General features: G+C 62.6%; 16 protein-coding genes. 10 read left to right on the forward strand and 6 right to left on the reverse strand.

Translation table 11 applies throughout. The features are described 5' to 3' along the window. Nucleotides 1–196: 196 nt before the first annotated feature. The 4 genes from dcp (ACZZ0O_RS07095) (at nucleotide 197) to lepB (ending at nucleotide 8319) form a co-directional block, all read left to right on the forward strand. On the forward strand, nucleotides 197–2377 hold the full coding sequence (dcp, locus tag ACZZ0O_RS07095; protein WP_463590382.1) for a peptidyl-dipeptidase Dcp: 2181 nt from the start codon (nucleotides 197–199) through the stop codon (nucleotides 2375–2377). Between the two features lie 227 nt (nucleotides 2378–2604). Then, nucleotides 2605–4773, forward strand: a complete 2169-nt coding sequence (locus ACZZ0O_RS07100; protein ID WP_463590383.1) for a M3 family metallopeptidase — start codon at nucleotides 2605–2607, stop codon at nucleotides 4771–4773. Between the two features lie 268 nt (nucleotides 4774–5041). Beyond that, complete coding sequence (gene dcp / locus ACZZ0O_RS07105) at nucleotides 5042–7210, forward strand: peptidyl-dipeptidase Dcp (RefSeq protein WP_463590384.1); 2169 nt, start codon at nucleotides 5042–5044, stop codon at nucleotides 7208–7210. A gap of 482 nt (nucleotides 7211–7692) precedes the next feature. Beyond that, a complete protein-coding gene (lepB, locus tag ACZZ0O_RS07110) occupies nucleotides 7693–8319 on the forward strand; it encodes a signal peptidase I (RefSeq protein WP_463590385.1) in 627 nt (208 codons plus the stop codon). A gap of 88 nt (nucleotides 8320–8407) precedes the next feature. Here lepB and ACZZ0O_RS07115 read toward each other — a convergent pair whose 3' ends face one another. Next, a complete protein-coding gene (locus ACZZ0O_RS07115; RefSeq protein WP_463590386.1) occupies nucleotides 8408–9337 on the reverse strand; it encodes an oxidoreductase in 930 nt (309 codons plus the stop codon). Next, nucleotides 9334–10401, reverse strand: a complete 1068-nt coding sequence (locus tag ACZZ0O_RS07120) for an MBL fold metallo-hydrolase (protein WP_463590387.1) — start codon at nucleotides 10399–10401, stop codon at nucleotides 9334–9336. The genes ACZZ0O_RS07115 and ACZZ0O_RS07120 overlap by 4 nt, the downstream gene beginning before the upstream one ends. A 98-nt stretch (nucleotides 10402–10499) precedes the next feature. On the opposite strand from ACZZ0O_RS07120, the gene ACZZ0O_RS07125 reads away from it, so the two are divergent. After that, nucleotides 10500–11132, forward strand: coding sequence for a TetR/AcrR family transcriptional regulator (locus ACZZ0O_RS07125; protein ID WP_463590388.1), 633 nt, complete (start codon nucleotides 10500–10502; stop codon nucleotides 11130–11132). Nucleotides 11133–11510: 378 nt separating this feature from the next. On the opposite strand, the gene ACZZ0O_RS07130 is transcribed toward ACZZ0O_RS07125, so the two are convergent. Next, entirely contained in the window at nucleotides 11511–12467 is a 957-nt protein-coding gene (locus ACZZ0O_RS07130; RefSeq protein ID WP_055853659.1) for a LysR family transcriptional regulator, read from the reverse strand. A 118-nt stretch (nucleotides 12468–12585) separates the two neighbouring features. Here ACZZ0O_RS07130 and aceB point away from each other — a divergent pair, with 118 nt between their 5' ends. The 4 genes from aceB to ACZZ0O_RS07150 all read left to right on the forward strand — a co-directional run bounded on the left by aceB (nucleotide 12586) and on the right by ACZZ0O_RS07150 (nucleotide 19423). After that, on the forward strand, nucleotides 12586–14202 hold the full coding sequence (gene aceB, locus ACZZ0O_RS07135; RefSeq protein WP_463590389.1) for a malate synthase A: 1617 nt from the start codon (nucleotides 12586–12588) through the stop codon (nucleotides 14200–14202). Between the two features lie 169 nt (nucleotides 14203–14371). Beyond that, the gene (aceA, locus tag ACZZ0O_RS07140) at nucleotides 14372–15667 is read left to right on the forward strand and encodes an isocitrate lyase (RefSeq protein WP_055853656.1); all 1296 of its coding nucleotides are present in this window, start codon (nucleotides 14372–14374) and stop codon (nucleotides 15665–15667) included. Between the two features lie 192 nt (nucleotides 15668–15859). Then, entirely contained in the window at nucleotides 15860–16927 is a 1068-nt protein-coding gene (locus ACZZ0O_RS07145; RefSeq protein ID WP_115526749.1) for a GGDEF domain-containing protein, read from the forward strand. Nucleotides 16928–16930: 3 nt separating this feature from the next. Continuing rightward, complete coding sequence (locus ACZZ0O_RS07150; RefSeq protein WP_463602877.1) at nucleotides 16931–19423, forward strand: putative peptide modification system cyclase; 2493 nt, start codon at nucleotides 16931–16933, stop codon at nucleotides 19421–19423. Between the two features lie 27 nt (nucleotides 19424–19450). Here ACZZ0O_RS07150 and ACZZ0O_RS07155 read toward each other — a convergent pair whose 3' ends face one another. Then, complete coding sequence (locus tag ACZZ0O_RS07155; protein WP_115526751.1) at nucleotides 19451–19762, reverse strand: NHLP-related RiPP peptide; 312 nt, start codon at nucleotides 19760–19762, stop codon at nucleotides 19451–19453. Here ACZZ0O_RS07155 and ACZZ0O_RS07160 point away from each other — a divergent pair. After that, nucleotides 19761–21005 (forward strand): putative peptide maturation dehydrogenase, encoded by a 1245-nt coding sequence (locus ACZZ0O_RS07160; protein ID WP_463590390.1) that lies wholly within the window; start codon nucleotides 19761–19763, stop codon nucleotides 21003–21005. The two genes, ACZZ0O_RS07155 and ACZZ0O_RS07160, sit on opposite strands and share 2 nt — an antisense overlap. Nucleotides 21006–21264: 259 nt before the next feature. On the opposite strand, the gene ACZZ0O_RS07165 is transcribed toward ACZZ0O_RS07160, so the two are convergent. Continuing rightward, nucleotides 21265–23352, reverse strand: a complete 2088-nt coding sequence (locus ACZZ0O_RS07165) for a S9 family peptidase (RefSeq protein ID WP_463590391.1) — start codon at nucleotides 23350–23352, stop codon at nucleotides 21265–21267. Nucleotides 23353–23455: 103 nt separating this feature from the next. Continuing rightward, nucleotides 23456–25483, reverse strand: a complete 2028-nt coding sequence (locus ACZZ0O_RS07170; RefSeq protein WP_463590392.1) for an acetyl/propionyl/methylcrotonyl-CoA carboxylase subunit alpha — start codon at nucleotides 25481–25483, stop codon at nucleotides 23456–23458. Nucleotides 25484–25531: the final 48 nt, after the last annotated feature.

Below are 25531 nucleotides of genomic sequence, written 5' to 3' on the forward strand. Positions count from 1 at the left end.
GATCGAACCCAGGAAAGCCGCAAAACCCCATGCTGCACCGTGTCGCTCACACGGGGCAGGCGTGCCGAGCCTGCGGCTGCGCGCTTGCCTGCACCATCCCCAAACCGCTGCATCCACCCAATCCAACGGCACATGCCAGCATCGCGCAAACCCGCTAGCGTGACCGGCTGCCGTACCCACTCAGGAATCACACGCCATGTCGCGTACCGTCGTTCTGGCCGCCGCCATCACCCTGGCATTGGCCGCATGTTCTGGAAAAGAGCCATCCGGTAAGGAGTCCACCACCGTGCCCGAAAAGACCACCACCCCGGCCGCCGACGCTGCGCCGAACCCGTTGCTGAGTGCCAGCACCCTGCCATTCCAGGCGCCGCCGTTCGACAAGATCAAGGACAGCGATTACCTGCCCGCGTTCGAAGAAGGCATGCGCTTGCATCTGGCCGACGTGCGCAAGATCGCCGACAACACCGAAGCGCCCACCTTCGACAACACCATCGAAGCGATGGAGCGCAGCGGCGAAACGCTGACGCGCGTGTCGCGCATCTTCTTCGGGCTGGTGCAGGCCGATACCAGCGACGCACGCCAGAAAATCCAGGAAGAGATCGCGCCCAAGCTGGCCGCGCACAAGGACGAGATCAACCTCGACCCGAAGCTGTTCGCACGCGTCAAAACCCTGTACGACCAGCGCGACACATTGAACCTGGAGCCGGAACAAAAGCGTCTGGTCGAGCACGATTACGAAGACCTGGTGCGCGCCGGTGCGCAGCTCTCCGATGCCGACAAGGACAGCTTGCGCAAGCTCAACGTGGAAGAAACCACGCTATCCACCCAGTTCCATACGCGTCTGGTTGCAGCCTCCGCTGCCGGTGCAGTGGTGGTCGATGACAAGGTCAAACTCGACGGCCTGAGCGAAGGCGACATTGCCGCCGCCGCCGATGCTGCCAAGGCACGCAAGCTCGATGGCAAGTATCTTCTGACCTTGCAGAACACCACCCAGCAGCCGGTACTGGCGTCGTTGAAAGATCGCGCGCTGCGCGCCGAGGTGTTGAAGGCTTCCGAAACCCGTGCAGAAAAGGGCGATGCCAACGACACCCGCCAGACCATCCAGCGTCTGGCGCAGCTGCGTGCGCAAAAAGCCAATTTGCTCGGCTTCGACAATTACGCCGCTTATAGCCTGGGCAACCAGATGGCAAAGACTCCGGAGGCGGCGCTGAAGCTGCTGACCGACACCGTGCCGGCGGCCACCGCCAAGGCGCGCCGCGAAGTGGGCGAGATGCAGAAGGTCATCGATGCGCAGCGTGCCGATGCAAAGACCGGCGATTTCAAGCTTGCCGCCTCCGATTGGGACTTTTACGCCGAGCAGGTACGCAAGGCCAAGTACGATCTGGACGAGTCGCAGATCAAGCCGTATTTCGAACTGGATAACGTGCTGCAGAACGGCGTTTTCTATGCGGCCACCCAGCTCTATGGCATCACCTTCAAGCAGCGCACCGACATTCCGACCTACCACGCCGACATGAAGGTGTACGAAGTCTTCGATGCCGACGGCACCTCGATGGCGCTGTTCTACACCGACTACTTCAAGCGCGACAGCAAGTCCGGTGGCGCGTGGATGGACGTGTTCGTCGAACAGGACGGCCTGACCGGCACCAAGCCGGTGGTCTACAACGTCTGCAACTTCACCAAGCCCGCTGCCGGCCAGCCGGCGTTGCTGAGCTTCGACGACGTCACCACGCTGTTCCATGAGTTCGGCCACGCGCTGCACGGCATGTTCTCCAAGGTGAAGTATCCCTCGATCGCCGGCACCAGCACCTCGCGCGATTTTGTGGAATTCCCCTCGCAGTTCAACGAGCACTGGGCGTCCGATCCGAAGGTCTTCGCCAACTACGCCAAGCATTATCAAACCGGCGCAGTGATGCCGGCCGAACTGGTGGAAAAGATCAAGAAGGCCAAGACCTTCAACAGCGGCTACGCCACCACCGAATATCTGTCGGCAGCGCTGCTGGATCTGGCTTGGCACACCCAGCCGGCGGATGCGCCGTTGCAGGACGTGAGCAAGTTCGAAGCCGATGCGCTCAAGCGCTTCAAGGTGGACCTGGCCGAAGTGCCGCCGCGCTACCGCAGCAGCTATTTCGACCACATCTGGGGCGGCGGTTATTCGGCCGGCTACTACGCCTACTTCTGGTCAGAAGTGCTCGACGACGACGCTTTCGAATGGTTCAAGGAAAACGGCGGATTGAACCGCAAGAACGGCGATATTTTCCGCGCCAAGATTCTCTCGCGTGGCAACACCGTGGATCTTGCTACGCTGTACCGCGACTTCCGCGGCAAGGATCCCAGCGTCAAGGCACTGCTGGAGAATCGCGGTTTGACCGAGTGATCGGCAACCCTTAATCGGTGAACGAAACGGGATGGCGGTGCCATCCCGTTTCGTTTTCAAGGCCGCCGATTCCGTTCCTGCCGGATGTCATGCAGGCATCGCCCAGATACTTGGCGACCGCCAACGCGCAGTAGCGCAGCTGTGGCGCTCTGCTCATTCAGGGCCGATGCCGGACGTCGAGGCATCCGTCCTGTGTCCGGTTACACGTTCTGCAGGATCACTACACCATGCGACGTTCACTTATTCTGGCTGCTGCGGTCACCTTTGCGCTGGCCGCATGTTCGGAAAAGAATTCCCCGCGCACCACACCTGCCGCCGCAGGTGCCGCGACACCGGCCACCACATCTGCGGATCTGGCATCCAATCCGCTGCTTGTGCCCAGCACGCTGCCATTTCAGGCGCCGCCATTCGACAAGATTCGCGACAGCGATTATCTGCCGGCCTTTGAAGAAGGCATTCGCCAGGTCCGGCACGAGTTGCACGGCATTACCGAAAACCCGGAGCCACCCACCTTTGAGAACACGGTTGAGGCGCTGGAACGCAGCGGCGCAACACTCGCCTATGTCTCCAACATCTTCTTAGGCATTTCAACTGCCGATACCAACGCTGCGCGGCAGAAAATCGATGAAGACATCGGCCCCAAGCTGGCCACCCTCGGCGATGAGATCGCACTGGATGCGAAGCTGTTTGCACGCTTCAAGACCCTTTACGATCGGCGCGATACGCTCGCACTGACGCCGGAACAGCTGCGCCTGCTCGAGCACGGCTATGACAGCTTCATCAAGGCCGGAGCGCAGCTTTCCGATGCAGACAAAGCCACCTTGCGCAAGCTCAACTTGGAAGAGACCAACCTCACCACCCAGTACCACAATAAATTGACGGCCGCGGCTTTGGCCGCTGCGGTGGTGGTGGACGACAAGGCAAGGCTCGACGGCATGAGCGAGGGCGATATCGCCGCCGCCGCTGCTGCTGCCAAGGCGCGCAAACTTGAGGGCAAATATCTTCTGAGTCTGCAAAACACCACGCAGCAGCCGGTGCTGGCCTCGCTGAAGGATCGTGCATTGCGTGCGCAGATACTGCAGGCCTCGGAAAAACGCGCCGAGCAGGGCGATGCCAACGATACGCGTGACACCATCAAGCGCTTGTTGCAGGTGCGTGCGCAGCGCGCCAGTCTGCTTGGGTACGACAGCTATGCGGCCTACAGCCTGCGCAACCAGATGGCCAAGACGCCGCAGGTGGCACTGAAATTGCTGACCGACACGGTGTCTGCCGCCACGGCCAAGGCACGCCGGGAAGCGGCACAGATCCAGGCGCTGATCGATGCGCAGCATGGCGGCTTTACGTTGGCTGCGTCGGATTGGGATTTTTATGCCGAGCAGGTGCGCAAGGCCAAATACGATCTGGACGTATCGCAGATCAAGCCGTATTTCGCCTTGGATACCGTGCTCAATGATGGCGTCTTCTATGCGGCCACACAGCTGTACGGGATCACCTTCAAGCAGCGCACCGACATCCCGACCTATCACCCAGACGTAAAGGTCTACGAAGTCTTCGATGTAGACGGCACCTCGTTGGCGCTGTTTTACACGGACTATTTCCAGCGCGAGAGCAAGTCCGGTGGTTCGTGGGCAGGCTCCTTGGTCCAGCGCAACGGACTCACTGGCGCCAAGTCGGTGATCTATAACGTGTGCAACTTCAGCAAGCCGGCCGATGGGCAGGCTGCGTTGCTAAGCATGGAAGAAGTCACCACGATGTTTCACGAGTTCGGCCATGCCCTGCACTACATGTTGTCGACAGTGAAGTATTCCTCGTTGGATAGCGCCGCTACGCCGCGAGATTTTTCCGAATTCCCCTCGCAGTTCAATGAGCACTGGGCGACCGACCCATCTGTTTTCGCGCACTACGCAAAGCACTACAAGACCGGCGAGGCGATGCCGGAGGCGCTGGTGAAGAAGCTGAAGAATGCAAAGACCTTCAACAGCGGCTATCTGATGACCGAGTCACTCTCGGCGCAGATTGTGGACCTGGCCTTGCATGGCCAACCAGCGACCGCAGAGATGCAGGATGTGAGTGCCATGCAGGCCGACACGCTGAAGCGTTACAAGGTTGACCTGCCTGAGGTTCCGCCACGCTATGGCGCCAGTTATTTCGACCATATCTGGAGCCGTGGTTATGCGGCGAGTTATTACGCGTACTTCTGGTCGGAGGTCATCGATGATGACGCGTTCGAGTGGATCAGCGAGAACGGCGGTTTGACACGGAAAAATGGGGATCTCTTCCGCGCCAAGATTCTCGCGCCTGGTAATTCTGTGGATGTGAGTCAGCTGTATCGCGATTTTCGTGGCAAGGATCCAAGCGTCAAGGCACTGCTGAAAAACCGCGGTTTGGCGGAGTGATCGGCAATCCTTAATCTGTGAACGAAACGGGATGGCGGTGCCATCCCGTTTCGTTTTTATCGCCAGTCATTCGCTCCCGCCAAGTCATCGGCCATTGCGCATGGGCACTATCCCTGCCCTATCGCCTTCAATGAGGTCATCGCATCTTCTGCAACAGCAAGCGCTGTCCTTAACCCCGCCATGCCGATCAGTTCGGCAGCACATGCCCGATGCCGGAAAACCGATTAACGTTGCCGGCTGCTGTGATCACTCAGGAATTCCATACTCCATGTCGCGTACCCTCATTCTGGCAGCTGCCATTACTCTGGCGCTGGCTGCCTGTTCCGGAAAAGAAGCGCCGGAAACGCAGTCCGCGGCCACGACCAGCAATACCGCCACCAGTCAGTCTTCCGTGGCCAGGTCCAATCCGTTATTGACCGCCAGTACGCTGCCGTTCAAGGCGCCGCCATTCGACAAAATCCAGGACAGCGATTATCTGCCTGCCTTCGAGGAAGGCATACGTCTGGAACTTGCGGACGTGCGCAAGATCACCGCCAACCCCGAACCGGCGACCTTCGAAAACACCATCGAAGCATTCGGTCGCGGCGGCGAGCTACTGGCGCGCGTGTCGGATATCTTCTTCGGGTTGATCTCTGCCGATACCAATTCGGCACGCGAGAAAATCCAGGAGGAGATTGGGCCCAAGCTGGCGGCGCATAGTAATGAAGTTCTTCTGGATCCCAAGCTGTTTGCGCGCATCAAGGCGGTGCATGACCAGTCCGATGCGATGAAGCTCAATCCGGAGCAAAAGCGCCTCGTCGAGATCACATACAAAGGGTTCGTCGCATCCGGCGCGCTGTTGTCCGATGCCGACAAGATCACCGTGGGCAAGCTCAATGTGGAGGAAACCACGCTGTCCACGCAATTCCACGCGAAGCTGGTGGCTGCCACGGCCGCCGCTGCGGTGGTTGTGGACGACAAGGCCCGGCTGGCTGGCTTGAGCGAGGGCGATATCGCCGCCGCCGCCGATGCCGCCAAGCAGCGCAAGCTCGACGGCAAGTATCTGTTGACCTTGCAGAACACCACCCAGCAGCCCATTCTCGCCTCGTTGAAGGATCGTGCGTTGCGTGCGCAGATCATGCAGGCTTCGCAGAAGCGCACCGAACAGGGCGATGACAACGACACGCGCAAGGTGGTTCAGCGACTGGCGCAGTTGCGCGCTCAACGCGCCAGGCTGTTGGGCTACGACAGCTATGCCGCTTACGTACTGAACGACCAGATGGCCAAGACCCCGGCTGCGGCGCTCAAGCTGCTGACCGACACCGTGCCGGCGGCCACGGCCAAGACGCGCCGCGAAGCAGCCGAGATTCAGAAAGTCATCGATGCCCAGAAGGGCGGTTTCAAGTTGGCCGCTTCCGACTGGGACTTCTATGCCGAGCAGGTACGCAAGGCCAAGTACGATCTGGATGAGTCGCAGATCAAGCCGTACTTCGAACTGGATAACGTGCTGCAGAACGGGGTTTTCTATGCGGCCAACCAGCTCTACGGCATCACCTTCAAGCAGCGCACCGACATTCCCACCTACCATCCGGACGTGAAGGTATACGAGGTGTTCGATGCAGACGGCACCTCGATGGCGCTGTTCTACACCGACTATTTCAAACGCGACAGCAAGTCCGGTGGCGCGTGGATGGACGTGTTCGTCGAACAGGACGGCCTGACCGGCACCAAGCCGGTGGTCTACAACGTCTGCAACTTCACCAAGCCCGCTGCTGGCCAGCCGGCGTTGCTGAGTTTCGACGACGTCACCACGATGTTCCATGAGTTCGGCCACGCGCTACACGGCATGTTCTCCAAGGTGACCTACGCGGGGATTTCCGGAACCAAAACGCCGCGCGACTTCAAGGAATTTCCCTCGCAGTTCAACGAGCACTGGGCCTCCGATCCGAAGGTCTTCGCCAACTATGCCAAGCATTATCAAACCGGCGCAGTGATGCCGGCCGAGCTGGTTGAAAAGATCAAGAAGGCCAAGAGCTTCAATAGCGGCTACACGATCACCGAGACCCTGTCGGCATCGCTGCTCGATCTGGCCTGGCACACCCTGCCGGCCGATGCACCCTTGCAGGACGTGGGCCGGTTCGAGACCGATGCGCTCAAGCGCTTCAAGCTGGACATGGCTGAGGTGCCGCCGCGGTATCACAGCAGCTATTTCAACCATATCTGGGAGATGGGTTATGCCGCCAGCTATTACGCCTACCTCTGGTCGGAAGTGCTCGACGACGATGCCTTCGAATGGTTCGAGGAAAATGGTGGCTTGAACCGCAAGAACGGCGATATTTTCCGCGCCAAGATCCTCTCACGCGGCAACACTGTCGATTCGGCCACGCTGTACCGCGATTTCCGCGGCAAGGATCCCAGCGTCAAGGCATTTCTGGAAAATCGTGGTTTGACGGAATAAACGATGCGCTTGGGTGGCTATGTGTGCACCGGTGAGCGCTTGCAGTAGACGAAACGGGATGGCCCTTGTGCCATCCCGTTTGCGTTAGCGCAATCGGGAAGGTGCAGTAAACCTACGGTTGTTGCTGTTGCTGTTGCTGTTGTTTTCGCCATTGGCTTCCCAATCCCCATACCGCAGCGGCAAGTCCGGTAGCGACAACCCGCAGGGCGGCGTGCATGGATGCGCGAGGTTTTTTTAAGCAACATGCACGTCCCTGATTAAAATGTATCCCGCGGATTGCGAACCTATCGCAGCGCAACGGGCTAAGGACGTGTTTCGTTGTTGCTCGATCGGCCACCGGCTGATGAAACACGCTTGCTTACTCGCGCAAGTCCCCACACGCAACAACGGCCCTTGCCATGTCTTTCGTCACTTCCACGGCCGGACGCCCAGGCGCATCGTCGAAGCGCCAAGCCGGCTGCCGATCACCCGACAGATCTCCCATGCACCCATCGCATCCCACCTCCCGCCTTCAGCGCGCCGCACAGTGGTCGCGCAAGGAACTGTTGCCGCTACTGGTCATGTTGGTCTTGCTGACTGCTGCGCGCTCCTCGTTTGCCAATCACTACCAGGTGCCCAGCGGCTCGATGCAGCCCACCTTGCAGCCGGGCGATCGCGTGGTGGTGGATATGCACGCCTACGGCTGGCGATTGCCGCTGAGCAACCGCATCGTCATCGGTGGCGACCGACCGCAGCGTGGGGATGTGGCGGTGTTCGATTCGCCGCGCGATGGCACGCGGTTGATCAAGCGCGTGGTGGCCGTGGCAGGCGACCGTGTGGATCTGCGCAATGGGCATTTATCCATCAACGGCCAACCGCTGCAGATCGATGACGAGGGTGAGCGCGAGCGCTTCGGTGCGCGCATTGCGCACCTGAATCTGGATGCCGGCGGTGGGCCGGATCTGCACGATGTCCGCGTGCCGGCCGGCAAGGTATTGGCGGTGGGCGACCACCGTGGCGATAGCCTGGATGGGCGCAATTTCGGTTTTGTCGATGCCTCGGCGGTGTACGGCAAGGCGGTGGCGGTGTATTACCGGCGCGGCGAAGGCCTGGAGTGGAACCGGCTGTAGTCGCCGGCGCGGCAGTGCCCGCGCAGCGCGTGCGGGCCTGCAGGCGAACACGCGCAGCCGATGCGCAACCGTCTGCAGCGCGTCGTGATCAGAGCGCCACATCCGCCAGCGTGCAGGAGGTTTCCCACAAGCGCGTTGCCACCTGCCGGTCGTGGACCTGGCGGGCGATGGTGGCCGGGCCAGGGGCGCCCTTGAGTTCGAACAGGCCATCCGGGCCGTAGTACCCGCCGCCCTGCGCCTGCGGGTCGGTGGCGGCATACAACGTGGGGAGCGCGCCGGCGGCCGCGGAGTGGCTGATGTAAGGCCCCAGCAGCGCGGTCGCTGCACCGATCGCGGTGCGGCGACCACCAGCCGCCGGTCCGTTGGCGATCAGGGCGGTACGCGCCAGACCGGGATGCGCGGCGATGGCGCGCACGCCCCAGCCCTGCGCGTCGCTGCGCCGCTGCAGTTCCATGCTGAAAATCAACATCGCCAGTTTGGACTGGCCATACGCCTTCCACGGCCGGTACGAGTGTGCGGTCTGCAGATCATCGAAATCGATGCGGGCACTGCGATGCGCCAGACTCGACAGGTTGACCACACGCGGGGCCGCTGCCGCGCGCAGCAACGGCAGCAGCTGCGCGGTCAGCGCGAAATGCCCAAGATAATTGCTGCCGAACTGCAGCTCCATTCCGTCGGCGGTGGTCTGCCGCTGCGGCGGCGCCATCACGCCGGCGTTGTTGATCAGCAGGTCCACCCATTGCTGGCGCGCGCCAAGTCGCTCGGCGAACGCGCGCACCGATGCCAGGTGTGCAAGGTCCAGCGTTTCCACGCGCACCGTGGCGTGCGGATGCACGGCGAGCAGCGCCTGCCGTGCGGCTTCGCCCTTGTCGGCGTTGCGCGCAGTCAGCACCACACTGGCGCCGGCACCGGCCAGCGCCAGCGCGGTCTCATAGCCCAGCCCGCCCACGCTGGCGCCGGTGATGACGGCCACTTTTGCGCGCTGCGGTGGCAGGTCGGCCAGGGTCCAGCCGCTCATCGCGCCAACGCCAGCGTTTCGGGCAGCGTGCGCCACCAGCGCTCGCCGGTGGCCGGGCCGCGTAAATCCACCCGTTCGCCCATGCGCGGGGTGGCCAGCGCGACGTTCGCGGCTGCTGCCAGCGCCACGATGCGTTCCAGCGGCTCGGACCAGACATGCATGGCAAGGTCGAAGGTGCCGTTGTGGATCGGCAGCAAGGTACGGCCGCCGATATCGATAAACGCCTGCAGGCTCTGCTCCGGTTGCATGTGCACGTCCGGCCACATTTGGTCGTAGGCGCCGTTTTCGATCAGCGCCACATCGAACGGCCCCAGGCGCTGGCCGATCGTCTTGAAGTGCGGGCCATAGCCGCCGTCGCCGCTGAAGAACACCCGCAGATCGGCGTCCTGGATCGCCCACGAGCACCACAGCGTGCGGTCGCGGTCGAACAGGCCGCGGCCGGAAAAATGCCGCGACGGTGTGGCGATGAAGGTCAGGCCACCCACCTCCACCGATTGCCACCAATCTAGCTGCCGCACCTTGCCCGGGTCCACGCCCCAGCGCACCAGCAGATCGCCCACGCCCAGCGGCGCGACGAATACACCGACGCGGTCGGCCAGGGCGCGGATGGTGGCGCGGTCCAGATGGTCGTAGTGGTTGTGCGACAACAGCACGCCGGCCAGCGGCGGCAGGTCGTCCAGCGCGATGGGCGGCGCATGGAAGCGCTTGGGGCCGGCAAACGCGAACGGCGAGGCGCGCTTGGAGAACACCGGGTCGGTCAACCACAGGCCGCCACGCAGTTTCATCAGCACCGTGGAATGGCCCAGCCGGAACAGGCTATGGTCGGGCGCGTCGCGCAGCTGCGCCGCGCTCAGTGGCAGCACCGGCAGCGCCTGCGACGGCACCGTATGCGCGGGCTTGTTGAACAGCACCTCCCACAGCAGGCGCAGGCCAGCCAACACACCGGGCTGACTCAAGCGGGTGGGCAGTGCGTTGCGGAACCGGCCGTTGCGGAACTGCGGCGAGGCGGCATGCGAAGCGGTAGGTGGCAGGTGGCGGGACTGGGTGAGCACGACGCTATCCATCGTTGGGGGCGGGCGAACCGGCGGTGCCGGCGCTGTAGTTACACTACGCAGTGTAGTTTTATTTTGGGAATGTAAACTGCTCGGTGTAACATTGCGCCATGTCCAGTTCATCCGACGCAGCGCCGGCACCGCAGCGGCTTACCGACCGCAAGCGCCACGCCATTCTCGAAGCGGCCATCGCCGAATTCAGCCAGCACGGGTTCGAGGCCACCAGCATGGACCGCGTGGCCGCGACGGCGGGCGTGTCCAAGCGCACCGTCTACAACCATTTCTCCAGCAAGGACGCGTTGTTCGGCGAGATCCTGCGCGGGCTGTGGCAACGCAGTGCCGAGGCAGTGAGTCTGGTTTATCGCCCCGACCAATCATTGCGCACGCAGTTGACGCAATTGCTGCAGCAAAAGCTGCGGCTGCTCGACGATGCCGCCTTTATCGATCTGTCGCGCGTGGCGATTGCCGAATGCATCCACTCGCCCGAACGCGCGCGCGTCCTGCTGGCGCAACTGGGCAGCAAGGAAGAGGGCACCACCACCTGGCTGCGCGCCGCGCTGGCCGATGGCCGCCTGGCAGCGGTCGATGCGGAATTCGCCTCGCAGCAATTGCAGGCGCTGGTGAAGGGGTTCGCGTTCTGGCCGCAACTTGCGATGGGCCAACCGCCGCTGTCGTCCGCCCAGCAAGCGCGGGTGGCCGAGTCGGCGGTGGAGATGTTTCTGGGGCTTTACGGGCGCGAGTAAGTGCCGCAGGCAACACGGCTTCGCGTCCATCGGGCGGCGTGGCCGGTGCCTGCACTCCGCACTGCTGCCCGCACACTTTGGTTCATTCGCGCTGTCCGAGCGCATCTGACCAACGCGCTCTAGTTGTTGGCCTTCAGCTGTGCTTGTGCACGCGGGCAGGCGTTACCAAACGCGCATTGTTGTCATCTACGTGACGCTTGCGAGCGCGCCCTGCCGACGTACACGGGGCTCGTGGGTAAGGCCACGCAACTCATCGCCTGTGCAACGGTTTCGTGCATGCGGTGCCAAGGTGTTGGACAGCATCAGCATCCGGCACGGTGCGCAGGGGCGTTAAAGCAGTTATCACTGGCCGCATCGCTCGCTGCGAGAGCGATGTTGTTAGCGCTCCGAATCGCCACTCTCGTCATACCCGCGCGGCGTAAACAGATCCGGCTGGATCAGTTCGATAAACGCGCGTGCTTGCGGCGACAGATACTTGCCCTTGCGTACCACCACGCCATAGCTGCGGGTGGGGAAGTATTCCTTGAGCGAGCGTGTTGCCAGCTTGTCGCGATCGGCATCGGTCACGCAGATCGCGGTGACGATGGAAATGCCCATGCCCATCGCCACGTACTGCTTGATCACTTCCCAGCCGCCCACTTCCAGCGCCACGGTGTACGGCACGCGCGCCTGCTGAAAAATCAGGTCGACCAGGCGATAGGTCACCTGCCGACGCGGCGGCAGGATCAACGGATAGGGCGAGAGATCCTGCAGCGACACCGTGGCCTTGTGCGCCAGCGGGTGATCGGGCGGGGTGATCAACAGCTGCTCGAAGCGATACACCGGTGCGTAGTTGAGGTCGGCCGGCACATCCAGCATCGAGCCGACCGCCAGGTCCACCGCATCCTCGCGCAACAGGTCGGTACCGTCAGCGCTGATCGCGTTGTGCAGGGTCAGCCGCACGTCCGGATGGCGGGCGCGAAAGTTCGCCACGATGCGCGGCAGCAGATACAGGATGGTGGAACTGTTGGCGGCGATGTTGAGCTCGCCGGCATCCAGCCCGCGCACTTTTTCGCGGAAGCTCGCCTCCAGGCCGTCCAGGCTTTCCACCAGCGGCAGCGCCATGTCGTAGAGCAACTGGCCCTCGCGGCTGGGCGCCAGGCGTCGCCCGGAGCGCTCGAACAAGGCCACCCCCAGGTCGCGCTCCAGCGCCTGCAATTGCAGCGTCACCGCAGGCTGGCTGACGTATAGCGCCTCAGCAGCCCGTGAGACCGAGCCCAGACGAACCGTCTGACAGAACGCGCGCAGCGGCTTGAGGCGGTCGGATTTGTAGGAAAATCGAGGGGTTGGCGCCATGTCGGGCGAGCTTCCAGCGCGAGTATAAGTCTAGCTTATTTACAGCATTGATAAAACTGCTTTGTCAAATAGTTGGTGGGGGCGCACGGTGCAGGTCCGGATGCACAAGGACCTCCACATGTCTGCCACCGCTTTCGCTTCACGTCCCACCGCCCACGCCACGCCCGGTCTTTCGCTGACCACCCAGGTCGCGGGGCAGGCGGAGCTGTTGCCGCCGGCCGCGCTGGCGCTGCTGGTGTCGCTGCATCGGGCGATCGAGCCTGGCCGCCAGCAGCGTCTGGCCCAGCGACGTGCCCGCCAGGCCGCCTTCGACGCCGGTCAACTACCGGACTTCCGTGCCGACACCCGCGCCATCCGCGAGGGCGACTGGCGGGTGGCCGCGTTGCCGGCCGCCTTGCAGGACCGCCGCGTCGAGATCACCGGCCCGACCGACCCGAAGATGGTCATCAACGCACTGAACTCCGGCGCCAAGGTGTTCATGGCCGACTTCGAGGATTCCACCGCGCCGACCTGGCGCAACTTGCTGGCCGGCCAGCGCACCCTGGCCGCCGCCGTGCGCGGCGATCTCAGCTTCGATGCGCCCAATGGCAAGCACTACGCGTTGCGCCCCGAAGCCGAGCGCGCGGTGCTGATCGTCCGCCCGCGCGGTTGGCACCTGGACGAAAAACACGTCCACATCGATGGCCAGCCGCTGGCCGGCGGCCTGTTCGATGCGGCACTGTTCGCCTTTCATAACGGCCGCGCACTGCTGGCCAAGGACCGCGGCCCGTACCTGTATCTGCCCAAGTTGCAGAGCATGGAAGAAGCCGCGCTGTGGGACACCGCGCTGGCGCATATCGAAGCGATGCTGGGTCTGCCGCATGGGCAGATCAAGGTCACCGTGTTGATCGAAACGCTGCCGGCGGTGTTCGAGATGGACGAGATTTTGCACGCGCTGCGCGAGCGTATCGTCGGGCTCAATTGCGGGCGCTGGGACTACATCTTTTCGTATCTCAAGACCTTTCGTGCGCACCGCGACCGCGTGTTGCCGGAGCGTGGCCAGGTCACCATGACCCAGCCGTTTTTGAAGGCGTATTCGGAACTGCTGATCAAGACCTGCCACCGCCGCGGCGCGCATGCGATGGGCGGGATGGCCGCGCAGATTCCGATCAACCACGACGAGGCAGCCAACGAGCAGGCCATGGCCCGCGTGCGCGCCGACAAGCTGCGCGAGGTCAGCGCCGGCCACGATGGCACCTGGGTGGCGCATCCGGCCTTGATTCCGGTGGCAATGAAACTGTTTGACGAACACATGCCGACCGCGCATCAGCAGCATGTGTTGCGCAACGATGTACAGGTGACGCGCGACATGTTGATCGCACCGTCCGCCGGCAGCGTCACCCGCGCCGGTTTCGAAGGCAATGTCGAAGTCTGCGTGCGGTATCTGGCTGCCTGGCTGGATGGCAACGGTTGCGTGCCGATCCACAACCTGATGGAAGACGCCGCCACCGCCGAAATCAGCCGCGCGCAGCTGTGGCAGTGGCTGCATCACGGCCAGCATCTGGACGACGGCACCGCCATCGATCAACAGCTGCTGCAGGCAACGTTGCGCGCATTGCCGGCACGCTTGGGCACAACCACGGCACTCCCCGGCGCAGCGCGAATCGATGAAGCCATTGCGTTGCTGGAAGAACTCAGCCGCGCCGATGAACTGGCGGACTTTCTTACCGTGCCGGCGTACCGCTTGATCGACTAAGCACATCGCTGCAGCGACACCTCGCACGCTGTCGCTGCACTTCTCACCTCCACGCAGCACACCGCCCGTTGCGCGCATGCGCAACGACGGCCTCGCCATGCCGCATGCCGTGTCATGCACGCCGTTTCTTCCTCGTTCCATCCGTCGTCCCTTTTCAGGAGAACGCAAGATGAGCACCGCATTGCAAAACGCCGAACAACTGCAGCAGGACTGGACCACCAACCCGCGCTGGACCGGCATCACCCGCAACTACACCGCCGCCGATGTGGTGCGCCTGCGCGGCACCGTGCATGTGGAACATTCGTTGGCGCGCTTGGGCGCGGACAAGCTGTGGACTTCATTGCACGCCACCCCGTTCGTCAACGCCCTGGGCGCGTTGACCGGCAACCAGGCGATGCAGCAGGTCAAGGCCGGCTTGAAGGCGATCTATCTGAGCGGCTGGCAGGTGGCAGCCGATGCCAACCTGGCCGGGCAGATGTATCCGGATCAGTCGTTGTACCCGGCCGATTCGGTGCCGGCGGTGGTCAAGCGCATCAACAACACCTTGCTGCGCGCGGATCAACTGCATCATGCCGAAGGTAACGACACCATCGACTTCCTGCAGCCCATCGTGGCCGATGCCGAAGCCGGTTTTGGCGGCGTGCTCAACGCCTTCGAGCTGATGAAGGCGATGATCGAAGCCGGCGCTGCCGGCGTGCATTTCGAAGATCAGCTGGCATCGGTCAAGAAGTGCGGCCACATGGGTGGGAAGGTGCTGGTGCCCACGCGCGAAGCCATCGAAAAATTGAACGCCGCGCGCTTGGCCGCCGATGTCTTGGGTGTGCCGACGCTGCTGATTGCGCGCACCGACGCCGAAGCGGCCGATCTGATCACCAGCGACGTGGATGCCAACGATCAGCCGTTCACTACAGGTGAGCGCACCGTCGAAGGTTTCTTCAAAACCCGCAACGGGCTGGATCAAGCCATCAGCCGCGGGTTGGCGTACGCACCGTATGCGGATCTGATCTGGTGCGAGACCGGCAAGCCGGATCTGGAATTCGCGCGTGCATTTGCACAGGCCATCCATGCCAAGTTTCCAGGCAAGTTGCTGGCCTATAACTGCTCGCCCAGCTTCAACTGGAAGAAGAATCTCGACGATGCCACCATTGCCAAATTCCAGACCGAGCTGGCGAGCTATGGCTATAAATTCCAGTTCATCACCCTGGCTGGTTTCCATGCGCTCAACTACGGCATGTTCCACCTGGCGCACGGCTATGCGCGCCGCCAGATGAGCGCCTTCGTCGAGTTGCAGCAAGCCGAATTCGATGCGGCGGAAATGGGCTTCACCGCGGTCAAGCATCAACGCGAAGTGGGCACCGGCTATTTCGATGCGGTGACGCAGGCGATCCAGCAGGGGCAGTCGTCCACCACCGCGCTGCGCGGCTCTACCGAAGAAGAACAGTTTCACGGCGAGAAGGCGGCCTAGCCTGCAGCGGGCTGCCCACGTTTCGCCACCCCGGGAGGGGGAAGGGCTCGGGAAACCGGGCCCTTTTTTTTCACTCAATACCCGACAATTCGTCTCTTTTGAAATGAGAACAAGTGTGATCTGGTGCTGAACAAGGGGGTCCTGTAGGATTTGTCCATGGGCTAACGTTGCAGGCCGGCCTAAGGAAACAGGATGACTTGCCACAACACCGCAGGCGCAGTCGAGCCGACGGGAAGCGTCGCCAAGACGCTCTCGGACGGGCTGCATGCGTTGATGACCGCTGACGAACTGGCGTTTTTCGCCCGTTTCGGCCGTACCCGTGAGCTTGCGGCAGGCCAGGCGCTGTTCGAGCGCGGTGCGATCGGCACGCAGATGTTCATCGTGGTGAGTGGCCAGATCGACCTGGATTTCGGCGAGGATCTGATGCTCAAGCATCTGGGCCCGGGCGAATTTTTTGGCGAACTCGGCCTGCTGATCGGCGATCACGCGCGCAGTGCCGGTGCCAGCGCATCCATGGACAGCCGCCTGATCGAACTGGCGCACGACGATTTTCAGCGTCTGGTCGACCACGACCCTTCGATGGTTGCGCATTTCCTGCGCCGCTCCATCGTGCGTGTGGTCAACAACGAGCAGTTGCTGATCCGCCAGCTGCGCCGTCGCAACCACGATCTGGAAGCGGCGCTGGACAATCTCTACGTCACCTCGCATCAGCTCAACCACACCGAAGAACTCAGCCGTACCGACGAGCTGACCGGGTTGCACAACCGGCGCGGTCTGGCGCTGTATCTGCAGGAATGCCGACGTGCCGGCAACGTGCCGGGCGTCGGCCTGATCCTGATCGACTGCGACCGCTTCAAGCGCATCAACGACGAGTTCGGTCATCTTGCCGGCGACCGCGTGTTGCAGAACGTGGCGCATGCGTTGCGTTCGGTCATCGCCGAAGGTGACCTTGCCTGCCGTCTCGGCGGTGACGAATTCTGCGTGCTGGTCGCACAAGGCACCCCGGAACTGGTGCACCACATCGGCGAGTGCATCGTGCGCGCGGTGGAGGCGCGCCTGTGCAACGGCCAGAGCGAGCAGGGCTGCTCGGTGAGCGTCGGCCTGTGCATGATCGATGCCGATGCGGCCTGGAACGACTGGTACACGCTCGCCGACAGCGCGCTGTACGAAGCCAAGCGCCAGGGCGGCAATGTGTTGGCCATGCACGAAGCGCTTGCACCGCTGCCATCCGGTACCACGCATGCACCGGGGCATCGCTAAGGCATGAGCGCCCGCACCCACGCACGCAAGGACGCGTCGTCGGAGGCGATGCAGGCGCCGCGTCTGCGAACCCTGTTGCTCACCGACCTGTGCGATTCGACCGCACTGGTCGAACGCATCGGCGACAACGCTGCCGCCGCGTTGTTTCGCGAACACGATCGGTTGGTGGTCAAGTTGCAGCAGCAGTGGCGCGGCCGCCTGATCGACCGCTCCGACGGCTTGCTGCTGTTGTTCGACCGCCCGATCGACGGGTTGGGCTTTGCGCTGGATTACGCGCGTGGGCTCAAGGCGATGAGCGATGCCCACGCGCTCATTCTGTGCGCGCGCCAAGGCCTGCATGTCGGCGAAGTGCTGACCTGGCGTAACAGCGACGAGGCGGTGAGCATCGGCGCCAAACCGCTGGAAGTCGAAGGCCTGGCCAAACCCACGGCCGCACGTCTGATGTCGATGGCGCGGCCTGGGCAGATCCTGATCTCGGCCGTGGCCGAATCGCTGACGCACCGCGCCGCGCGCGAACTGGGCGAGCGGGTCGAGCGCATCCTGTGGAAATCCCACGGACGTTGGCGCTTCAAAGGCGTGCCCACGCCGATGGAAATCTACGAGGTCGGCGAAGTCGGCCTGACCCCACTGCGCACCCCGAAAAACTCCGCCAAGGCGTGGCGCGATATTCCACTGTGGCGCCGGCCGGCGGCGTTGGCGACGGAGGTCGCATTGATCGTGCTGACCGCCGGCATCTTGTGGGTCATCGGTCGTCCGGAGCCTGCCATCGCTTTTGCCGAACGTGATTGGGTGGTGGTCGGCGACCTGCACAACCTCACCGACAGCGCCGTACTGGATGACCCGTTGCAGCAGGCGTTACGGCTCAGTCTCCAGCAGTCCAAGCACGTCAACCTCGTGTCCGAGAAACGCGCGCACGACATGCTGGAACTGATGAAGCAGAGTGATCGTGCCAAGATCGATCGTGCGTTGGGTGCGCAAATCGCCCTGCGCTCGGGCGCCAAAGCCCTGATATTGCCCAGCGTGGCGGATGTCGGCGGAAACCTCCGGGTCACCGTCGAAGTGATCGATCCTGTCACGCAGGCGACGATCTACATGTATCACTCGGAGGGCCGCGGCCAGCGCTCCCTGCTGTCTTCGATTGACGCAGTCAGCTCCAATCTGCGCGCAGGACTTGGCGAAACGCTAGCGTCGATCAAGGTGAATTCTGCACCGCTGCCGCGCGTGTCCACGGCAAACATGGATGCATTGAACGCGTACGCCCTGGCGCAGCGCGAATTTGGCACCGGGCATTATCGGCGTGCACGCGACTATTACATGAGGGCCGTGGAGCTTGATCCGACATTTGCGCTGGCCAATGTCGGCGTGGCGCGCTGTAATTATTACTTGGAAGAGCCACTCCTCGGATTGCCTTATCTGGAAAAAGCCCTCAGCTTCCGAGAAAAGCTTCCTCCGCGCGAGCAGGTCTACCTGGACGCGTGGTACGCACAGATCAAGGATCCAATAAACGCATACGAGAAATGGATGCAGATGGCCAATCTGTATCCGGATGATTTCGCTGCAGCCGAAAATACGGCGTACGCGCTGGAAGCACGCAATCGCTATAGTGAGGCGCTTGTCTATGCCAAGAGTGCGGCATCGTCGCGCTACGAATACGATCCGTTGGCATTGGAGCTTCTCGGTCGGATGCAGTTGGCGTTGGGGAAAAAGAAGGAAGCACTGGCAGCATTTCGCTCGGCAAGAGCGTCAGGTCTGGCATCGGCTGCGGTCTGGGAAGCGATCACCCTGGCGGTGATGGGAGATTTTCCGGCTGCGCATGCCATTTGGCCGGACGAGAAACGCCTGGATGTCGCCTATTTCGATCAGGTCTCCATCTATATCGATGAAGGGCGCAGCGACAAGGCGCTTCCAGAAATACAGCGTCTTTCCAACGGGATCGAGCACACGTCGACACGCTATCGGCAATCGGTCGTCGCCATGGCCGCAGCGCAATATGCGCAGGGACAGCATGCCGAGGTCCTGGCGACGATCAAGGCGACGGTTCCTGAGGCGTTGGCGAGTATCTCAACAAGCGCGGATGGTTTCAGCCAGCGCTCCAATGCCGTGGTCGCCGCTTCCTTGGCATTGTTAGGGCAACGCCTGGGGCACGCGGCAACGGCCAAGGCGGTCTTGCAGACCCTCATGGCCAAGCCGGAGTTGGCCAAGATGCCCTCTGTGGCCGAGCTGGTCTTGCTGCTGCAGGCACGGACGGCGCTCCTCGAGGGGCGCGCCAGCGAGGCCGTCCAGCTGCTCAAGCCGCGTCTGGATGGTACTGAGGCGTACCAGTATCACGTCGTCTTGAAAGAGGCGTACACGTCTTTGAACGATCAACGTTCTGCGGCAGACGAATCCAGATGGCTGAAAAACGCGCATGGGCGCGCTTATGCCGAGTTCGGCGGCTGTGGGTGGTGCCAGCAGCCAATGAATGTCTTCGATGCCATGAAGGCTGGCGGCAAATGAACCAGGATGTCATTTGCCGCAGCACGATTACTTCTTGAGTTGGGGTGTCGATCCCGAGGGAACATTGAGTCGAATCGGCTGCATATTGACCGACGACGTCAGGCTGACGTGGATGTCGTCGCGTGCCTGTGCGATGGAAGCCTTGTCGGCCAGGGTTTCTACCTTGAGTTGAGCCGCGAGCAGTGCTGCATCCTCGGGGGGGTGACCGACCTGCACCAGTGCGGCCTTTGGGTCGTTCTTGAACAGATCGCGGAATCCATCATCGGTTGCCAGAAGATCCAGCAGCCTGTGCGCGGTGTCCGGTTGTAGCGGGGCAGGGCCTTTCTCGTTCTCGTTCATGCTCTTCAATGGTAGGGAGGTCTTCAAGAAATCTAAGTCCAGACCGCTAGAAGATCAATCTAAAGATGAGTTCAAGAACATGCGGGTAAGGCGTTGTGCGGTTGTCTATCTCGAGCCTAGAGAGTCTGTTGCAATTGATCTTGTCGATTTGTGCGCAGGAGGTGCCGGTACCTCGCGTGCATTACGCTGGGTGGCGCTTGCGCCGCATCTGGATGCGGAGTGTGTGCTGACCGAAACGGAGGCGCTTGTGTTGGGCCGGGTGAGTCCGAGCAACTGGCAAGACGCCACGACCATTAAAGACCCATCTGTTGTGCGATCGCTGTTGGACAAGGGTCTGCTACTAGAAGACAGCGAACAGACGCATCCGGCACAACAGCGCGATACCGTCCAGCGCCACAGCCAGTGGCATCCACTCGCAGCGACCTATCACGCCTTTACCCGTTGGAATGATGTCGACTCAGCGCGGGCAGCCAAGGACGCAGGCGCGGACACTGCAAGCGCATTGCTGCGAACCTTCGGCCCGCCGCCGCCCGAGCAGGTGCGACGGGGAACGACCGATGCAATCTGCCTCGCACGCGCCCATGACCACGGCTACCTGGACACAGTGCTCCGACGTCGTACCACCTGCAGAAATTTCGAAACCGATGCGCACATGGATGCTGCGGTGTTTGCGCGGATCATCGAGCGAACCTTCGCTGCAAATGCAGTGCTGGAGGCCGATCCGGAAACCGTGTTTCTCAAGCGCTCAAGTCCGTCGGGTGGCGGCCTGCATCCGTTGGACGCGTATCTATTGATCCGCAACGTGTCGGGTATCGCGGACGGGATTTACCATTATCTTCCCATCGATCATGCCCTGGAGCCGCTTGGTGTGGAGGTGGACAATCTGCAGGATGTCGCGCTGACTCTACTGGCAGGGCAGGACTGGTTCGCCAATGCGCAGGTGATCGTGGCGCTCTGTCCGCGTTACTACCGTAATTTCTGGAAGTACCGCATGCATGCAAAGGCGTATCGCGCGCTTGCGCTGGAAGCAGGCCATTTTTCGCAAACGCTGTACATGGCAGCCACAGATGTGGGCTTGGGTGCATTCGTCACCTGCGCGATCAATGAAGTGCAGATCGAAGCATTGCTCGGCCTGGAGCCGATCATGGAAGGTGTTGTGGCGCTGTGCGGCTTCGGTGTGCGCGGCGACAGCATGCAAACCATGGAGCTTGATCCCAATAACGAAATCTGGGCGTCGACCTAACCGACAATTCTTGCGTGATCGGCTGCTGCGTTGGGCGCCGCCGTCATGCCAAGCGCGCGTATATGTCGATGCCGAAAACGGTGGACCATCCCGCGCACTGCGCGGGTGGCCCCATCGTGGGATCACGGCATCTGTTGTGGAGTGATGGCGTTCGGTCGATGTGCCGCACTCCGCATTGCGCTCGGTGGATAGCCGCCGAGCGCAATGCGATCAGTATCCGCAGATACATTCAGCCGACTCCGGCTGCACCACCGGATACCTACTTCCGAATCGCCTGCGTATGCGTCTTCAGCGCATCGCTCAAACCGGTGACCTTGTCGGCACCTTCCGGAACGGTGAGGCTGGAGCCTTCGAAGTCCGCGCCGATCAGTTGCGCGCGGCCGCCCAGGCATTGGCTCAGGAACCCTTCGGTCACCGCGTTGAAGGCCTTGCTGTTTTCCGGGCGCCTGAAGCCGTGGCCTTCGTCGGGGAACAGCACGTAGGTCACCGGGATGTTCTTGGCCTTCATCGCGTTGACGATCTGGTCGCTTTCGGCCTGTTTGACGCGTGGGTCGTTGGCGCCCTGGCCGATCAGCAACGGCTTGCTGATCTTGTCGACATGGGTCAGCGGTGAGCGTTCGGTCAACCATTGCTTGCCGGCTTCGGTGGCGGGGTCGCCCATGCGCTTGGTCAGTTGCTTGTAGAGGCTGGCCCAGTACGGTGGCACGGTGCCGAGCAGCGTATTGAGGTTGGCCGGCCCGACGATGTCCACGCCGCACTTGAATGCGTCCGGAGTGAAGGTCATGCCCACCAGCGTGGCGTATCCACCGTAGCTGCCGCCCATGATGGCGACCTGGTCGGGCTTGGTGACGCCCTGCTTGACCGCCCACTGCACCGCATCGAGTAGATCGTCGTGCATCTTGGCGGCCCACTCTCCGTTACCGGCATTGGTGAAGGCCTTGCCGAAGCCGGTAGAGCCGCGGAAATTCACCGAGAGCACCGCGTAGCCGCGATTGGCCAGCCATTGTTCGTAAGCGCCGTAGCCATAGCTGTCGCGCGCCCACGGGCCGCCGTGCACGAACAGCACCAACGGCACCGGCTTGTCGGCCTTGCCGTCGTGGTTGGCGTCGGCCTCGGCAGGGAGCGTGAGGTAGCTGACCAGGGTGAGGCCATCGCGCGCGGTCAGTGCCTGCGGCCACATCGGCACCAGCGGCTTGCCGTCGAGTGCGGGGCGGGCGGAGAACAGTTTGCTCAGCTTGCCGCCGTCGGCGCGATCGTAGCGGTAGTACGTGGTCGGCGTTTCCGCAGCCGAGTAGGCCACGATCCAGTTGCGGTCATCGAGCGTGCGTGCGGAGACCTCGGCATCGCCGGTGCCGAGCGACTTGAGTTTCTGCAGGTCGGCAGCGATCCCGGTATCCAGCGCCTTCCATTCTTCGCGTAGATAATCGGTGGAGACCGCCTGTACCACGCCGGTCTTGGGGTCGCTCAAGATTTTGCCGACGTCGACCTTCGGGTTTTCGAACAGCAGCGTGCGTGCATTGCTGGCGGTGTCGATGGCATACAGCGCAGCGGTATCGCGGCTGCGCGAATCCTGCATGTACAGCGTCTTGCCGTCGTCGGTCAGTCCTTGCGGCGAGGTGTTGGTGACATCCTCGAACGGAATGCGATCCACGCTCTTCCACGCCTTGCCATCGGGCACCAGCAACTCACTGCCGGCATCGTCGGTGGCACGGGTGGCATAGCGCAGCTGGTAGTCGCCGTCGAGCAGATAGGTGCCCAGGCTGTCGGTGTTCTTCTGCACCAGGGTGCGTTTACCCGATGCCAGATCGACCCGATACAGGTCGTGCCACTTGGCGTCGCGGTCGTTCATGCCGACCATGATCGACTCCGGGTGGTGTGCGCTGATCCTGACCACCTCGGCATTGGTTTTCTGGAACGGGGTGAGGTCCTTGCTGCTGCCATCGCTCAGGTTGACCGAGAACAGATGGAAATCCTCGTCGCCGCCGTTATCGCGCAGGTACAACAAGGTGTCGGTGTGATGGGTCCAGAAATAGCTGCGGATGCCGCGTGCGGTGTCCTTGGTGATCGCACGTACCTGATCCGGTGCATCCACTGGCGCGACCCAGACGTTGAGCACGCCGTCCAGCGGGGCCACCCAACTCAGGTACTTGCCGTCAGGACTGATGCTGACGTTCGCCCGCTCGGGATTGCCGAACAGCGCATCGCGGGTGATCAATTCCGGCGGCGCCGCCGGTGCAGGCGTGGCAGCCGGCGTCGGGGTTGCCGCAGTGCTGTCGGCCGGCGCGGTCTTGTCGCTGCAGGCGGACAAGGCCAGCAGCATGCTGGAAACGAGAAGCAGGCGTTGCATGAAAGTCTCCGGTTGGGGGTCGCGGCCAATCCAGCCGATACTGCCACGCTAAGGCCAGGACCGATGCGCGCGGACGTGCCGTTGGTCACCCTGCCGGGCGGGTCTACGCTTTCGCGGACACGAATTCCACCAACAAGGCGGCGTCGGCGACCAGATCGCCTTCGGCAACCAGATACGCCTGTACCGTGCCGTCACTGGGGGCGTGCAAAGTGTGTTCCATCTTCATCGCCTCCAGCACAACCAACGCCTGCCCGCGAGTGACCGGTTGCCCCACTGTCGCGACCAACGCCACGATGCGGCCGGGCATCGGTGCAGTGAGTCCGCCGGCGTCGTGCGCTGGCTGGTCCGCCTCCAGCAACGCGTCGTGGTGATGGAAGATCGCGCGTTGGGTGGAATCACTGACGATCAGCGAGGTGCCATCACGCAAGGCGTGCGCACGCCACTGGCGACCATCCAATTCCACGCGCAGTGCGTTGTCGTGTGCGTGGTAGCGCAGCGTGTGTGTGGTGCCTGCGTGCGTGACCTGCCAGGCATCGGCGAGGCGACGCACGCCTAGTTCGCGATGCTCGCCAGCGGCTTCCAATCGCACGGTGTGCGCTGCATGCGCGCCGATGCGCCAGCCATCGCTGTCCTGCCACGGCGAAAAGGGGTCGGCCGGGTCCGGCGTCGCCTTGGGCAACGCGTGTGTCATCAACACCGCCGCCAGACACCACCAGGCGGTGTCCGGGACCACCGCATCGGCGAACAGCGCTGCATGTTCGCGTTCGATCAGCGCGGTATCCAGATCGGCAGTCGCAAATGCGTGGGTGCCGACCAGCCGCGCAAGGAACGCGCTGTTGGTGGTGACGCCCACCGCATGCACCTGCGCCAGCGCCTCGCGCATACGCGCCAGTGCGGCGGGGCGATCGACATCCCAGACGATGAGTTTGGCGATCATCGGGTCGTAATACGGGCTGATGGTGTCGCCTTGCTCCACGCCTGCATCGATGCGCACATGCGCGCTGGCAGCTGGCAACTGCAGCTGGCGCAAGGTGCCGGTCGAAGGCAGAAAACCGCGGTCGGCATCTTCGGCATACAGGCGCGCTTCCAGTGCATGGCCGTGGATACGCAGCGCATCCTGGCGTTGCGGTAGTGGCCCGCCTGCGGCCACGCGCAGTTGCCATTCGACCAGATCGGTGCCGGTGATCAACTCGGTGACCGGGTGTTCTACCTGTAGCCGGGTATTCATTTCCATGAAATAAAAATCGCCATCCGGCCCGGCGATAAATTCCACCGTGCCTGCGCCGACGTATCCCACCGCGCGCGCTGCATCCACGGCCGCCTTGCCCATCGCTGCGCGGCGTTGTTCGGTCATGCCGGGTGCGGGCGCTTCTTCCAGCACCTTCTGATGCCGGCGCTGCACCGAGCAATCGCGTTCGAACAGATACACCACCTCGCCATGCGTATCGCCGAACACCTGGATTTCGATATGCCGCGGACGCTCGACATATTTCTCCACCAGCACGTGCGCATTGCCGAACGCCGATTGCGCCTCGCGCTGGCAGCTGGCCAATGCCTCGTCGAACGCGGCGCTGGTATCGACCCGCCGCATGCCCTTGCCGCCACCGCCGGCGCTGGCCTTGATCAACACTGGGTAGCCGATGGCATCGGCTTGCGCACGTAAAAACGCAGGGGACTGTTCGTCGCCGTGATAGCCCGGGGTCAACGGCACGCCCGCACGTTCCATCAACGCCTTGGCGGCGCTCTTGTCGCCCATCGTGCGGATCGCGCTTGCAGGCGGGCCGATAAACACAATGCCCGCCTGCGCGCAGGCGTCTGCAAACGCTGCGTTTTCAGAAAGGAATCCGTAACCGGGATGAATCGCCTGGGCGCCGCTGACACGTGCCGCATCGATAATCGCATCGCCGCGCAGATAGCTCTGTTGCGCTGGTGCCGGGCCGAGATGGATCGCTTCGTCGGCCAGACGCACATGCCGCGCATCGCGGTCGGCATCCGAATACACCGCCACCGTGGCAATACCGAGCTTGCGGCAGGTTGCCATGATCCGGCACGCGATCTCGCCGCGATTGGCGATCAGGATCTTGTCGAACGGCCGCTGCGGTGCTGTGACAATGGAGTCGTGCTGTGTCATCGGGTCGGTCTCTGCACATCGCCAGCGTAGCCGGCGGTCGTGCGATTA

The organism is Xanthomonas sp. AC360 (genome assembly GCF_979258225.1).

What these genes read in the sequence shown, in the direction of transcription:
- ACZZ0O_RS07130 (WP_055853659.1), bottom strand. Translation starts at nt 12,467, where the DNA reads ATGGCGCCAACCCCTCGATTTTCCTACAAATCCGACCGCCTCAAGCCG.
- ACZZ0O_RS07150 (WP_463602877.1), top strand. Translation starts at nt 16,931, where the DNA reads ATGAGCGCCCGCACCCACGCACGCAAGGACGCGTCGTCGGAGGCGATG.
- aceB (WP_463590389.1), top strand. Translation starts at nt 12,586, where the DNA reads ATGTCTGCCACCGCTTTCGCTTCACGTCCCACCGCCCACGCCACGCCC.
- ACZZ0O_RS07100 (WP_463590383.1), top strand. Translation starts at nt 2,605, where the DNA reads ATGCGACGTTCACTTATTCTGGCTGCTGCGGTCACCTTTGCGCTGGCC.
- ACZZ0O_RS07125 (WP_463590388.1), top strand. Translation starts at nt 10,500, where the DNA reads ATGTCCAGTTCATCCGACGCAGCGCCGGCACCGCAGCGGCTTACCGAC.
- dcp (WP_463590382.1), top strand. Translation starts at nt 197, where the DNA reads ATGTCGCGTACCGTCGTTCTGGCCGCCGCCATCACCCTGGCATTGGCC.
- aceA (WP_055853656.1), top strand. Translation starts at nt 14,372, where the DNA reads ATGAGCACCGCATTGCAAAACGCCGAACAACTGCAGCAGGACTGGACC.
- dcp (WP_463590384.1), top strand. Translation starts at nt 5,042, where the DNA reads ATGTCGCGTACCCTCATTCTGGCAGCTGCCATTACTCTGGCGCTGGCT.
- ACZZ0O_RS07145 (WP_115526749.1), top strand. Translation starts at nt 15,860, where the DNA reads ATGACTTGCCACAACACCGCAGGCGCAGTCGAGCCGACGGGAAGCGTC.
- ACZZ0O_RS07115 (WP_463590386.1), bottom strand. Translation starts at nt 9,337, where the DNA reads ATGAGCGGCTGGACCCTGGCCGACCTGCCACCGCAGCGCGCAAAAGTG.
- lepB (WP_463590385.1), top strand. Translation starts at nt 7,693, where the DNA reads ATGCACCCATCGCATCCCACCTCCCGCCTTCAGCGCGCCGCACAGTGG.
- ACZZ0O_RS07165 (WP_463590391.1), bottom strand. Translation starts at nt 23,352, where the DNA reads ATGCAACGCCTGCTTCTCGTTTCCAGCATGCTGCTGGCCTTGTCCGCC.
- ACZZ0O_RS07155 (WP_115526751.1), bottom strand. Translation starts at nt 19,762, where the DNA reads ATGAACGAGAACGAGAAAGGCCCTGCCCCGCTACAACCGGACACCGCG.
- ACZZ0O_RS07120 (WP_463590387.1), bottom strand. Translation starts at nt 10,401, where the DNA reads ATGGATAGCGTCGTGCTCACCCAGTCCCGCCACCTGCCACCTACCGCT.
- ACZZ0O_RS07170 (WP_463590392.1), bottom strand. Translation starts at nt 25,483, where the DNA reads ATGACACAGCACGACTCCATTGTCACAGCACCGCAGCGGCCGTTCGAC.
- ACZZ0O_RS07160 (WP_463590390.1), top strand. Translation starts at nt 19,761, where the DNA reads ATGCTCTTCAATGGTAGGGAGGTCTTCAAGAAATCTAAGTCCAGACCG.